Origin of the sequence: Spiroplasma endosymbiont of Poecilobothrus nobilitatus (assembly GCF_964030655.1) — a bacterium.
Lineage (GTDB): Bacteria > Bacillota_I > Bacilli_A > Mycoplasmatales > Mycoplasmataceae > Spiroplasma.
In genome coordinates, this window is sequence record NZ_OZ034915.1 from 1019273 (window position 1) to 1032977 (window position 13705).

15 protein-coding genes and 1 pseudogene are annotated in these 13705 nt (G+C 28.3%); 9 read left to right on the plus strand and 7 right to left on the minus strand.

Going from position 1 to position 13705, the window contains the following annotated elements; translation table 4 throughout:
- Positions 1 to 78 precede the first annotated feature (78 nt).
- The 3 genes from thrS to pfkA form a co-directional block, all read right to left on the minus strand.
- Positions 79 to 1995 (minus strand): threonine--tRNA ligase, encoded by a 1917-nt coding sequence (gene thrS, locus AAHM76_RS05965; protein ID WP_342255740.1) that lies wholly within the window; start codon positions 1993 to 1995, stop codon positions 79 to 81.
- A gap of 255 nt (positions 1996 to 2250) precedes the next feature.
- On the minus strand, positions 2251 to 3687 hold the full coding sequence (gene pyk, locus AAHM76_RS05970; protein WP_425289427.1) for a pyruvate kinase: 1437 nt from the start codon (positions 3685 to 3687) through the stop codon (positions 2251 to 2253).
- Between the two features lie 53 nt (positions 3688 to 3740).
- A complete protein-coding gene (gene pfkA / locus AAHM76_RS05975) occupies positions 3741 to 4724 on the minus strand; it encodes a 6-phosphofructokinase (RefSeq protein WP_342255742.1) in 984 nt (327 codons plus the stop codon).
- 291 nt (positions 4725 to 5015) lie between these two features.
- Between pfkA and AAHM76_RS05980 the strand changes: the two genes are divergently transcribed.
- Genes AAHM76_RS05980 through AAHM76_RS08620 form a run of 3 tightly spaced genes read left to right on the plus strand, consistent with a single transcriptional unit; the run spans position 5016 to position 6124 of the window.
- Positions 5016 to 5291: a hypothetical protein gene (locus AAHM76_RS05980; RefSeq protein WP_342255743.1), complete on the plus strand. Its 276-nt coding sequence runs from the start codon at positions 5016 to 5018 to the stop codon at positions 5289 to 5291.
- Positions 5292 to 5332: 41 nt separating this feature from the next.
- A complete protein-coding gene (locus AAHM76_RS05985; RefSeq protein ID WP_342256854.1) occupies positions 5333 to 5980 on the plus strand; it encodes an IS3 family transposase in 648 nt (215 codons plus the stop codon).
- Between the two features lie 60 nt (positions 5981 to 6040).
- Entirely contained in the window at positions 6041 to 6124 is an 84-nt protein-coding gene (locus tag AAHM76_RS08620; protein WP_425289478.1) for an IS3 family transposase, read from the plus strand.
- A 122-nt stretch (positions 6125 to 6246) separates the two neighbouring features.
- Here AAHM76_RS08620 and AAHM76_RS05990 read toward each other — a convergent pair whose 3' ends face one another.
- From AAHM76_RS05990 to rpsB, 3 genes are all read right to left on the minus strand, one after another.
- On the minus strand, positions 6247 to 6882 hold the full coding sequence (locus AAHM76_RS05990) for a hypothetical protein (RefSeq protein ID WP_342255744.1): 636 nt from the start codon (positions 6880 to 6882) through the stop codon (positions 6247 to 6249).
- A 31-nt stretch (positions 6883 to 6913) separates the two neighbouring features.
- Positions 6914 to 7804, minus strand: coding sequence for a translation elongation factor Ts (tsf, locus tag AAHM76_RS05995; RefSeq protein WP_342255745.1), 891 nt, complete (start codon positions 7802 to 7804; stop codon positions 6914 to 6916).
- Between the two features lie 70 nt (positions 7805 to 7874).
- A complete protein-coding gene (gene rpsB / locus AAHM76_RS06000; RefSeq protein ID WP_342255746.1) occupies positions 7875 to 8969 on the minus strand; it encodes a 30S ribosomal protein S2 in 1095 nt (364 codons plus the stop codon).
- 407 nt (positions 8970 to 9376) lie between these two features.
- Here rpsB and AAHM76_RS08625 point away from each other — a divergent pair, with 407 nt between their 5' ends.
- The 5 genes and pseudogenes from AAHM76_RS08625 to AAHM76_RS06020 all read left to right on the plus strand — a co-directional run bounded on the left by AAHM76_RS08625 (position 9377) and on the right by AAHM76_RS06020 (position 12061).
- Positions 9377 to 9541 (plus strand): IS1/IS1595 family N-terminal zinc-binding domain-containing protein, encoded by a 165-nt coding sequence (locus AAHM76_RS08625; RefSeq protein WP_425289479.1) that lies wholly within the window; start codon positions 9377 to 9379, stop codon positions 9539 to 9541.
- Between the two features lie 175 nt (positions 9542 to 9716).
- Positions 9717 to 10088 carry a hypothetical protein gene (locus tag AAHM76_RS06005; protein ID WP_342255747.1) on the plus strand — a complete coding sequence of 124 codons (372 nt, stop codon included), beginning with the start codon at positions 9717 to 9719 and terminating at the stop codon, positions 10086 to 10088.
- Entirely contained in the window at positions 9992 to 10378 is a 387-nt protein-coding gene (locus AAHM76_RS06010; RefSeq protein WP_342255748.1) for a hypothetical protein, read from the plus strand. Before AAHM76_RS06005 ends, AAHM76_RS06010 begins: the two co-directional genes overlap by 97 nt.
- Before the next feature lie 198 nt (positions 10379 to 10576).
- Entirely contained in the window at positions 10577 to 10897 is a 321-nt protein-coding gene (locus tag AAHM76_RS06015) for an IS1/IS1595 family N-terminal zinc-binding domain-containing protein (RefSeq protein ID WP_342255749.1), read from the plus strand.
- A 52-nt stretch (positions 10898 to 10949) separates the two neighbouring features.
- Positions 10950 to 12061: pseudogene (locus AAHM76_RS06020) on the plus strand (IS3 family transposase).
- 280 nt (positions 12062 to 12341) lie between these two features.
- On the opposite strand, the gene AAHM76_RS06025 reads toward AAHM76_RS06020, so the two are convergent.
- Positions 12342 to 12683, minus strand: a complete 342-nt coding sequence (locus AAHM76_RS06025; RefSeq protein ID WP_342255750.1) for a holo-ACP synthase — start codon at positions 12681 to 12683, stop codon at positions 12342 to 12344.
- A 97-nt stretch (positions 12684 to 12780) separates the two neighbouring features.
- On the opposite strand from AAHM76_RS06025, the gene rnhC reads away from it, so the two are divergent.
- Positions 12781 to 13701, plus strand: coding sequence for a ribonuclease HIII (rnhC, locus tag AAHM76_RS06030; RefSeq protein WP_342255751.1), 921 nt, complete (start codon positions 12781 to 12783; stop codon positions 13699 to 13701).
- Positions 13702 to 13705 lie beyond the last annotated feature (4 nt).

A 13705-nucleotide genomic window follows, 5' to 3' on the forward strand; every position in this document is an offset into this window, starting at 1 on the left:
AGTTTTCTCCACTTTTAGTTTATCATAATTTTGGGGGCTAAAAAAAGGAAATATAATTTTCCTGGAAAAAATATTTTTTTAAACTTTATTAACAATTTGTTCATTAATTAAAATAATAAATTTATCAAAAGTAGTAGTAATTTGGTCTTCTTGCCCATAAATTCGATAAGTAATCATTTTTTTATCCCGTTCTTGGTTACCAATCACAATTTGATATGGAATTTTAGCAACTTGTGCTTCTCAAATTTTATAACTTAAACGCTCATCACGATCATCAATCATTGTACGTAATTTTAACTTTTTAAATTGCTGATGTAATTCATTAACATATTCCAAATGATGCTCATTATTAACTGGGATTATGACAATTTGTTTTGGAGCTAATCAAAATGGTAAAACCCCTTTTGTTTGTTCTAATAAAATTGCTATAAAACGTTCATAAGTTCCAATTAAACCACGATGTAACATTACTGGCATTGCTTTTGCTCCTGTTTCATCAATATAACTTAAATTAAATTTTTTTAGTAATAAAAAATCAAATTGTAGAGTTGAAACAGTAATTTCATGGTTTAATGCTGTCTTAATTTGAATGTCTAACTTTGGCCCATAAAACGCTGCTTCGCCAATCATTTGTACATATGGAATTTTTAAATCATCTAATGCTTCTTGTAACATTTGTTCAGCATGATTTCACATTTGATCATCATCATAATATTTTTCCTTATTTGCTGGATCACGTAATGACAATGAATAATAATCAACAGTAATTTTTAAATCTGTTAAAACTTCATTAATTAATTTAAAACAACGTTTAAATTCTTCTTTTAACTGGTCATGACGTAAAAAGATGTGTGAATCAGTTAATTGCATCATTCGTACTCGCTCGAGTCCTGTTAAGCTTCCAGATGTCTCATAGCGATGTAAAATGGCATGCTCAGCAATCCGTAATGGTAATTCACGATAACTACGTTGTTTATAATTATAAACAGCAATATGGTGCGGACATGCCATTGGCCGTAAAACACTAATTTCATTATCTTGTGCCATTGGTGCAAACATATTTTCTTGATAATGATCCCAGTGACCAGAAATTTTATAAATTTTACTAGTTCCAATAACTGGTGTATCAACCTCAATAAAATCATATTCTCATTCTTTTTCTCGGATATATTCTTGTAGTACTTTTTTTAATGCCATCCCATTTGGTAACCAAATTGGTAAACCAGGTCCAACTAATTTATCAAAAGTAAAGATTTCTAAATCCTTTCCAATTTTACGATGATCGCGCTCTTTTCGCTCTTCATATGCTAATAATATTTGTTCAAATAATTCACGCGAAAAATGTGAACTTCCAGTTAATCGTTGCAACATTTTATTTTTAGCATCATCTTGTCAATACGCTCCTGCTAAACTTCAAAGTTTTAATACTTTAATATGTTTTAAACTTGTAACTGGATAAGTATTTGGCAAATACAATTCATTGCCAAGTAAGTATCCGGCTTGTTCTGACCCTGTTTCTGGACAAAAAGTTAATAAATAATGATTATCCCTATATCATTTTTTTGCATCGGTCAGTGTCCCTAAAACAGGTGTAATAGCAAGATTATTATTAATTAATTTTGTTGCTTCCTGTTCTAAAGCAATAAGATCGGTTTCTTTTAAATGTGGTTCAACATCAAAGTCAATTAAAAAGGTATCATCTTGTACCACAATTTTAGCAATTTTAGCGGTTGGATGTAAATTAGTAATTGTTTTTGCTGTTATTAATGCTGTTGTATTATGCAAAATTGATAAGGCTAGTGGTGATTTATCAGTAATAATTTCTAATGTCCCATCAGTTGTTACTAAATAGTCTAAACTACGAATTTGACCAGCAAAAATCCCACCAAAGGCAGCTTTCCCCAGACTTGATGCAATACTACTGGCAATAGCATGAATTGTTTGTGGAGTTTTAAATTCACGAACTTGCCCATCTGGTAATGTAATTTTAATCATTTGTAATCTTCCTTTCCTAAAAATAAAACTCGCTCCCAATATTATTAAAACAATAATACTAGGAGCGAGTTCTTCGCGGCACCATCCTAATTAAATTAGGATTTAACCTAATTTATCTTTCACACTTAATAACGAAAAGTGCTTAAACGTAAACTAACCGTTGTTACTAGTAATCTAATCGTTCTTTTATTAAGCTTCCATCATCCTTAACTTGTTGAGAAAAGAGGAAGATTAGACCATGGGTAACTAGTTTAATTATTTAATTGTAATTTCTTTAAGTTCTTCGTTGCGCGCAAATAGAATTGTTGAACCAATTTTTGCTCCCCATTTTTTTGCAACTTCACAAATTGCTTTCTCATCTGTTTTAAATGCTTCATAATTATCAACTTTATTCATAAAAATTGAATGTCATGATCCAAAGGAAGTATACAATTCTGGCAGTGGACTAACTCCTAAAATTACCACATTCGGGCGAAATTTTGAAATTGTTTTTAATAATTCTCCGGTGTTTGAAACAACAACAGCATATTCATATTTTCCATCTTTACATTTATTTGCTAATTTTTTAGCAATATCAGCGCGTGGTCCTGTTGTTGAATTCATAGCGTCTTCTAATTGCTTTTCATAATATAATTTTGAATAAAATTCATGCTCTGCTCGTTTGTTAATCATTGCCATCGTATGAACAGTAATAAATGGATAGTCACCATTTGCTGATTCACCCGATAACATTGTTGCATCAGATCCTAATTCTGTTGCAAAATAAACATCAGTAACTTCTGCTCGCGTTGGCGATGGATTTTCTGTCATTGTTTCTAACATTTGTGTTGCAACAATAACAATTTTTCCTGCTTCACGACATTTACGAATAATAATTTTTTCTCAATATGGAACATCATAATAAGGAATTTCTAAACCTAAATCTCCCCGCGCAACCATGATTCCATCCGATGCGGCAATAATTTCATCAATATTATTAATTCCAATTTGTGATTCAATTTTAGCAATAATTTGAACATGTTCAGCTTTACACTCTTTTAATAATTTTCTAATTTCTTTGATATTACCAGCTGTATTAACAAACGATGCTGCAATATAATCAATCCCTTGTTCAACTCCAAATTTAATATCATTAATATCTTTTTCAGCTAAAAATGGTAATGTAAAGTCGACCCCCGGTAAATTAATTCGTTTATTTGTTTTAACAATATGATGGTTGAAAGCTTTTGTTTCAATAATTCCTGGCTTAACACCAGTAACATTTAACTGTAATTTCCCATCATCAACTAACACTACGTCACCAACTTTTAAGTCTTGTGATATATCATATGAAACAGTGATTTCCGTTCCAGTTCCTTCGCGGCTTTGATATTCCTTTGGTGATGAATAAATCGTAACTGTTGCATCAGCAACAATTTCTTGTTTCCCATCTTTCATTATTCCAACACGAATTTCTGGCCCTTTCGTATCTAATAATACTGAAATTGGTTTACCAATTTTATCACTAACTTCTCGTGCTCACACAATTCGCGCTCCTTGTTCAGCATGATCTCCATGTGAAAAGTTTAATCGAATTGTGGCCATTCCTGCTTTAAACAGTTCTTCAAGGGCTCCCGCCGAATGGGTACTTGGCCCAATTGTTGTAATAATTTTTGTTCTTTTCATTTTCTCGTTAATATTAAAGTTATCCATTCTCTTGACAATCTCCTTCTAAAAATATTTTACCACCTTATTTTATCGTAAAATTATGATTTTTGATAAATATTCTGATTTAATTCATCAAATTTATCTCAAATTTCTTTCCGTGATGGTCGTGGAATACTTAATGCTTTCAAAATTGGGCGAGCAATAATTTGATCACCGTGATTGCCAATTGCTAAACCACCTGCTCCCGCAATAATTTGTTCAACAGCAAATTGTGCCATTTGAAAAGCGCGATAACGCTCCATTGCCGTTGGATTACCACCTCGTTGGGTATGACCCAAAACTGTCGCGCGGGTAATATAACCACTTTTACTTTCAACTAATTTTGCTAATTTATGAACATCGGGATAAATCATTTCACTAACAACAATAATAATACTTCGTTTTTGTATTTGATGTAATGTTGCAACCCGTTCAGCAATTTCTGTCTCAGATAAAGCAGCTTCGTTAATTGAAATAATATCTGCTCCACCAGCAATCCCAGCATATAAAGCAATATCACCACAGGCATGACCCATTACTTCCACAATTGAACAACGATTATGTGATTGCATTGTATCACGCAAGCGGTCAATTGCTTCAACAACAATATTAATTGCAGTATCAAAACCAATCGTATAATCTGATGAAGTTATATCATTATCAATTGTTCCTGGTAAAGCAATACAATTAATTCCCATCTCTGTTAACCGTTGCGCACCTTGATAACTGCCATCACCACCAATAACTACTAATGCTGCAATTCCTTGCTTTTTTAAATTAGCAACAGCTTTTTCTCGTACCTTTGGGTCTTTAAATTCCGGTAAGCGTGCACTACCAATCACAGTCCCCCCTAAACGCATAATATTATCCGCAAAATGAGTATCAACAACTTCCATTCAATTATTAATTAATCCTAAATAACCATCACGAATAATATATGTTTCTAATCCTTTGGCATGTGCTGTTTTAATAACCCCTGCAATCGCCGCATTCATTCCTTGTGAATCACCACCAGATGTTAAAATTCCAATTTTTTTAAGCATGCTTTTTCTCCTTCTCTTTTGTTTTTTTCATCTTGTTTATATTAATTTTAGTTGATATTCTATGATTGTAAAGATTTTTTTAACTAAAAAGCATAAAAAAACACTTTGTAAGTGTTTTTTTATTTTGTTCTAAATAAGAAAAGGTAACTCTTATTGAGTTTCTGTAGTAGCTGTTACTTTTGCATTAAATTTCAATTGGCCAGTAATTTTTGTTGTGGATGGGTTAAGATAAATTGGACAACAATAATGTAGAGTAAATATTTATAATTAAACTACAATGGAGGTGTAATTATGGCAAAGAATCATTATACTGATGAATTTAAGCAACAAATTGTTGGTATTTACAAAATGGGTCAAACTCCTGAACAATTAGTCAATGATTATCAAATTGGTAAATCTACTGTTTGGAAATGAGCTCACCAATTTAGCAACTCGGGCTCATTTAAAGCTAAAGACAATAGAACGCCAGAAGAAAACGAATTAATTAAATTACGTAAAAAAGTTAAACAATTAGAAATGGAAAATGACATTTTAAAGCAAGCAACACTGATAATCGGCAAAAAATAGCAATCATTAAAAATAACGAAGAAAAATATCCAATTATTAATTTATGTAAAACATTGAAATTTGCTAGATCAACATATTACTATCAATTAAAAGCAAATAATCCCAAGAATACTCAAAACATTGATAATGCTGTTATCAGTATTTTTCTAAAAAGTCGTAAAAATTATGTAACACGCAAAATTAAAGTTATATTAGCTCAGCAAAATATCATGTTATCTCGTGTAAAAATCAGCAACATAATGAAAAAATATAACTTAATTTCAAATTATACAAAAATCAAATACAAACATTCAAATACAACTGATGTTACATATAAATATAACAATTTGTTAAATCAAGATTTTGATAGTTATAAACTACATAAAGTTGTTGCCAGTGATTTAACCTATGTTTTTATTAGTAACAAATGATATTATGTCTGTTTCTTAGTTGATTTATTTAATCGAGAAATTATTGGTTATGATGTTAGTTTACACAAAAATGTCAAATTAGTTGAAAGCAGCTTTAATAAACTTCAATTTTCATTAAGCAATATTAAAATATTTCACACTGATCAAGGCAGTGAATTCAATAATAATCTTATTTATAACCTGTTAGTTAAAAATGGGATTCAAAAATCTTACAGTAAACCAGGTTGTCCTTATGACAATGCTGTTGCGGAATCAACATACAAAATTTTTAAAACTTAATTTATTAAAAATAATAAATTTAAAAACGTTGAGCAGTTTAAATTAGAATTATTTTATTACATTAATTGGTACAATAATATTCGAATTAATAGCAAACTAAATTATTTAACACTAGTGCAATACAGAAATTATTATTCTACATAAAATTTGTCCAAAAAACCCTTGCCATTCCATTGCCTTTTTTTGTCATATAAAAATGCACCCTCTATAAAAATTTAGCAAAATCTTTTTTTATTTTACTTACTTTTTGGGGTGCAGTCTTGTTTTTAATCTTTTTTTGTTTTTTCAGCTTCTTTTGATTCAGAAACTGGTCTTTCACTTACTTCTTGTTCACTAACTTTTAATTCTGGTTTGGTCTGTTCTGGAACAAATGGCATAATTTCTTGATTTAATAAACTAACATTATTAATTATAAATTGTCCCGCTTGACTTGCTAATGAAAAACGACATTTCTTTTTACTACGGGTTCCTTCGGTATGATAAATTACTAATTGATTTGTTTTATCATTGCGTTGGACACGAGTAATTTTTCGAATTAAAATTCGTTCTCCTAAAAAAGCAATTTCTTTTTCATCAATTCCAACAGCAATTAGTTGTAAAAATAAGAAAATATAAACTCCTACCCCAACTGTCAAACCAAAAGATAACACAATCATAATAATTAACGGTGCAGTTGTCGATAAAACAATAACAAACTGGAATAAAAATCCAAGAATAACAACTGGTAAATTAATTCCTAACACTGTAAATAAAATAATTAAAATTTTTTTATTAATAAAACGTGCTTTAAATTCTCGTTTTGTAAAACTAATTAAATAACTAATAATTGATAAACTAACTGCAACAAATAAAAATGATGCCATCGAGATTGCAATTATTGTTCCTTTTTCAGTATTTTCCATTTTTAGGCTTTCCTTCCTATCGCGATGATTCTTACTTGCTAACTTGTGCCATTACTTCTGAAACAAAATCAACTTCTTCTTTTTCAATTCCTTCGCCAACTTCATAACGAATCATATTAACAACATTAACATTATTTGCTTTTATAACATCACTAATTTTTTGATCAAGATTAACAACAAAAACTTGGTCTAAAAATGATATTTCTGCTAATTGTTTGTTTAAACGCCCTTCAACCATTTTTTCTAAAATATTATCTGGTTTTCCAGCATTTTTTGGATCATTTTTTGCTTCAGCAGTTAAAATTGCTTTTTCACTATTTAAAAAATCCGTTGAAATGTCATCACGCGAAATAAATTGTGGACGCATTGCAGAAACATGCATTGCTAATTGTTTTCCAATTGTTTCATCAATTTTGCCACTAAAAATTAAAACAGTTGCAATGCGATTATTAGAATGTAAATAAACTCCCATCGATTGATCTGCTTTTAAATGAATTGTTTTAAAACGACGTAAAGTAATCTTTTCACCAATTGTTGCAATAGCATGAACAATAACAGTTTCTAATGGTTCACCATTAACTGATATTTTTAATGCATCTTCCACAGTTTTTGGTTCATTATTAATTAAAGTTTCTCCTACGGTTGCCATTAAATCTAAAAATTGCTTATTTTTTGCAACAAAATCGGTTTCTGAATTAACTTCGAAAATAACTGTTTTATCAACTTTAGTTACTAAACCAACTAATCCATCAGCAGCAACTCGATCAGATTTTTTGGCCGCTTTGGTAATTCCTTTTTCACGCAACCATGTAATTGCTTCTTCAATCTTTCCATCAGTAGCTTCTAATGCTTTTTTACAATCTAGCATTCCGGCTCCTGTTCTATCTCTTAATTCTTTTACTAATTGTGCAGTAACTGCCATCCTAATTCTCCTTTCAAATTTAAGGGTGCTTGTATTGAAACTAACCAGTTAATACAATGTAATTTTTATGTTATTTTTTTACTATTTTATTATCAACAATTGTTAAATGTTTACTTAATTCACTAACCATTTCAGCTTTTTTTGCTTTTGGTAAAGCAAATCCTTCACTAAGAATTTCTAATTCATCAACTTTTAATTTTGATAATGTTTTTTCTAAATCATTATCAACTACATTAATTGTATCGAAATTAAAACTTGGTGGTGGCGGAACAGATTCTTCTTTGACTGCGACAGGTTCTGCTGCAGCAGGCGCCTCTTCTTTTCTTGAAGGTTGTGCTTTATGTGCAGAATATGTTTCTTTTCTACGTTCATTTCTTCCACTCATTCTTCGATTATCATATTGTCCACCACGTGAATTACGATTGTCATCACCATCACGGCGCGTAAATTCATTTGGTTTAAATTGAGGTTCTGGCATTTTAATTCGCATTGCATCACCATATAAATCAGCAATATGATGAGTAATAATTGCAATTGAGCGTGAAGTATCATCATTTGCTGGAATAATATAGTCAATTGGGTCAGGGTCAACATTTGTATCACAAATAGCAATTACTGGAATTCGTAATTTGCGTGCTTCCCGAACCGCAATATGTTCCTCTTTTGGGTCAACCACAAATAATGCTTGTGGTAATTCTTTCATCCTTTTAATTCCACCTAAGAATTTTTCTAATTTGTCTTTTTCTTTTTTAATTAACATTTGTTCTTTTTTTGGTAATAATTTTAATTCCCCATTTTTTTCTTGACGTTCAATATTTCATAATCTTTTAACACGCAAATGAATTGTTTTTAAGTTTGTTAATGTTCCTCCTAATCAACGTTGATTAACATAAAAACATTCGCAACGTTCCGCTGCATCCTTGACAATCCACTTGGCTTGTTTTTTTGTTCCAACAAATAATATTTTTCCCTTACGTGCAGCAATGCTTGCCATTAATTTTTTAACATCTTCTATTCTTCATAATGTTTGTTGTAGATCAATAATGTGAATCTTATTCTTTTCACCATAAATGTATGGTTTCATTTTTGGATTTCATCGTTTTGTTTGATGACCAAATTGAGCACTAGCTTCTCATAACATTTCTCTTGTTAATTCTTTTGCCATATTTCTATTTAATTCTCCTTTTCGTTAAAACATCCATTTATTTCTAACATTTACCACTATCTTATTAAAACAAATAGCACCGGGCAAATGAATCCATAAATGTGTATTGTATATCATTAATTTTATTGAATACAAGCAGTAAAATTATAACATATTTTTTTTAAACAAACAAATAAAAATGCTTTAATTTTGTAGAAAACTCTTGATATTTATAAAATATACCTAAAATTAGGTATATTTTTAATATAAGAGGTGAATAATTAATGGAAAAAATAATTGAAGAATTAATAAATAGTTTAACAGATGATCAATTTTTATAATTTCATGAAAAAGTCAAAAAAGAAGCAGAATTAATTAAAAAACAAAAACGCTTAAATGAAATTGATCAAAAATTTAGGGATAAAGGTATTAAATGTACTAATTGTCAATCTTTTTATTGTGTTAAAAATGGTCATAATCCTGAAGGAAAACAAAAATATTTATGCAAAAAATGTCGTGCTAGTTTTGATGCTTTTCGTGATCATTTTACGTATTGAAGTCATTTAAATTATGAACAGTGAAATTTATGATAGTAAGAAAAAAGTTGAGGTTTGTAAGTATAACAAACAAAATTAAATTTACTTATTAATTAAGTAATGCAAAAAAAATGCTTAATATTAGGTTTTTAGTAAATTTATTTAATTTGTTTAGTTGTTTTTATTTATATTTTTTTGTAAAATCTCAACTTTTGTAATGCTATCAAATTTATTGATTCAAATTTCATTATTAGGGCAATCTAGTAAAATGATTTCCCGCTTTATTAAAACATCACCGAAAACCGCTTGATATAATCGCCAAAAAATAATGAAATCAAAACAATTAGAAAACACCCAATTAAAATTTAAAACGTTAAATGGCCAAATTCAAATCGATGAAACATTTATTAAAGAAATCCACAAAGGTAATTTTAAAGATAAATTTGATAAAAGAAAAATTCATCTTGATTCAATTCATTTTCAACCAACACTAAATGTTGTATTCAAATGGCTGTTGATAGCAATAATAATATTTATGTTAAATCAACCGACACAAAACGATTACAAAAACAGTGAATTATTGAAAATATTAATAAACAATTAATCAAAGAAAATTCAATTATTATTTCTGACATGCAACCATTATATTTATTAGTAGCAAAACAAACAAATTCTATTTTATTAGCAACTAAAACTAGTACAAATCCTGATGCTAGTTATCGGAAGTTAAATAAAATTAGTAAATTACAATCAAATCTTAAAGAATCCTTAATTCATTATCATGGATTAGGTTTCACGAACATTCAAAATTATTTAAATCTCTGAAAATGAAAATACCAGCATAAAGGTTTAACACCAAACCAACAATCATCGGTATTATATTTTAACGTATAAAAAAGTTAAATAACAATATTAAAAGTTTATATAATTTTCTTTTAAAGTTATCATATTGATGATTTTTTTTATTTCATCAAGAGTTTTCTACAAAATTAAAATAAAAATGCTTTAATTTTGTAGAAAACTATTGATATTTAATATTTATAAAATATACCTAAAATTAGGTATATTTTTAATATAAGAGGTGAATAATTAATGGAAAAAATAATTGAAGAATTAATAAATAGTTTAACAGATGATCAATTTTTAGAATTTCATGAAAAAGTCAAAAAAGAAGCAGAATTAATTAAAAAACAAAAACGCTTAAATGAAATTGATCAAAAATTTAGGGATAAAGGTATTAAATGTACTAATTGTCAATCTTTTTATTGTGTTAAAAATGGTCATAATCCTGAAGGAAAACAAAAATATTTATGCAAAAAATGTCGTGCTAGTTTTGATGCTTTTCGTGATCATTTTACGTATTGAAGTCATTTAAATTATGAACTGGATAGGCTACAATTATTAGGACCATAATTATATAGACTTCAAAATTAGATAAAATTATTAAGAAAGAAGGAATATAAAAATGGGAAATAAAACTTCATACTCTGAAGAATTTAAAAAACAAATTGTCATGCTATATAAAAATGGTAAAAGTGTTATTAATATAGGGCAAGAATATAATTTACCAAAACCAACTATTTATAGTTGAGTTAAAAATTATAATAATTCTGGTTCATTTAAAGCGAAAGACAATCGCACACTAGAAGAAAATGAAATAATAACTTTACGAAAAGAACTTAAAGACTTGAAAATGGAAAATGACATTTTAAAGCAAGCCGCACTGATAATGGCCAAAAAATAACAATAATTAATAACAACAAAAATAAATATTCAGTTAGGAAAATATGTAAGATTTTGGGTTTATCAAAATCAACGTATTATTATCAAACTAATAAATGTATTAACAAGCAAGTTAATAATTATTAACAAGAAATTATCAGTGCCTTTAATAAAAGTCGCAAAATTTATGGGGCTCGCAAAATTAAAGTTATTTTAAACAGAAAAGATATCATCTTATCGCGGCGAAAAATCAGATTATTTATGATCAAAAATAATTTGGTTTCTAAATACACCAAATTAAAATATCATAATCATAAAACAACAGTCAATAATGACCAAATTAATAATATTTTAAATCGTCAATTTAACAACAAAAAACCTAATGAAGTTATTGTTAGTGATTTAACATATGTTCAAGTTGACACTAAATGACATTATATTTGTTTATTAATTGACTTGTTTAATCGTGAAATAATTGGTTATAGTGCTGGGCCGAATAAAACAGCCGAACTGGTCCAACAAGCTTTTCATAAAATAACACGACCATTAAATCAAATAACTCTATTTCATACTGATCGTGGTAATGAGTTTAAAAATAAAATCATTGATGAAATTTTAATAACTTTTAATATTAAAAGATCATTAAGCAATAAAGGCTGCCCTTATGATAATGCTGTGGCTGAAACAACTTACAAAACTTTTAAAACTGAATTTATTAAGGGTAAAAAATTTAAAAATTTAACACAATTAAAATACGAACTTTTTGATTTTGTGCATTGATATAACAATATTCGAATTCATGGCAGTTTAAATTATTTATCTCCAGTTACTTTTAGAAAACAAATGTCTATATAAAAAGTGTCCTAAAAAGTGTTGCCATTCCAGTAAAAAAATTCATGATGAAATAATTGTAAATAAAAAAAGGCAGCAAAAATAAACATTCATAAAAATAACTTAAAGACACCATCACTGACATATCTATTTTCAAGAATTCATTGGCGAATAAAAGGGTTACTACAAAAGTCTTTAAATAATATATCATCAAATGAATAATTCATTAATGGTCTCTCCCCTTTTTGTAAATTTCTCCACTATTATTATACTATACTTTTGCAGAAAAAAAGAAAAACAATTATTAAAAAGTTGAAAAAATGGCAAAGCCAACGCTATACCCTCGCTCATGACTAATTGAAACATGAACAAGTTCATTTTGTTTTAATGAAAGTCCTTCAACATGAAGGTTATTATCATCTTTTAAACAAATTGTTACTTGGTTTAAAATTAACTTACTTTCTAATGCTTTAATTAAAGCTTCTTTTACCGATCATCGTCCTGCTAAAAATTGTCGTTGAGCATTTTTATAAAAAAAAGCTGCATATTGTTTTATTTCAACTGGGCTTAATACTTTTTGAATGAATGCTGTCGATAATTTAATTCGTTTATTTTGAATAATATCAATACCAACATTTTTAATCATAATTTTTTCCTCCGTTTGATAACTTATTAATATTTTAACAAAAAAGGTTGAAAAACGATATAATAATTTTATAAAAGAAAATAATGAGGGCCATCATATGAATAATATCAGTTTTAAGAAAGTTAATTTCACAATTATTAAAGCAATTATTACTGCTTATCAAAATTATGCAATTCATAATACAGATTCCAATAAAGCTAATGTTTTTAATAAAAATGGGATTATTATTACAATTTATAAAACAAATAGTGTTTTGTTCCAAGGCTATCAAGGCTATCAAGCTGAAAAAGAAGCAAAACGTTTTTTTCCAACCTTAACCAGTCCTTTACCAAATAAAAATGTTTCTATTCCAGTCACATATTTTCAAAAAGATGTGATTGGTAACGATGAAGTTGGTGTTGGCGATATTTTTGGCCCGCTAGTTGTTACCGCTTCTTATCTTCCTCTTGCAACTTTTAATGAATTAACAAAGTTACCAATTAAGGATAGTAAAAAGATGACAAAACAGCAAATTTTAAGTTTAGCCCCAATAATTAAAAAAATGGTCAAAAGTGTTACTATTATTATTAATAATGAACTTTATAACAAATGATATACTAAATATCAAAACGCCCATATTATTAAAACCTTAGCCCATAATCAAGCTTTAGTCCAATTATTAACAAAACACCAGTTGAATAATAAAACAATTTTTATTGACCAATTTGTTAATCAAACAAAATATTTTGAATATTTACAAAAAACTAAAACGAGTACAATTATCAAAGATAACCTTGATTTTAATTTTAATTTTATTACTAAAGGAGAAGAAAAATCATTAGCCATTGCTTGTAGCGCGATTTTAAGTCGTGCCGCCTTTCTAATTAAAATTAATGAACTTGAAACAAAATATCATTTGTCTTTCCCATTAGGGGCTAGTGAAAATGTTAAAGCGCGGGCACGTAAATATAAAGAAATGCTACCAGCAACTACTTACACTCAATTTTTAAAAGAGCATTTTAATTTAACAAAAAAATAATCTT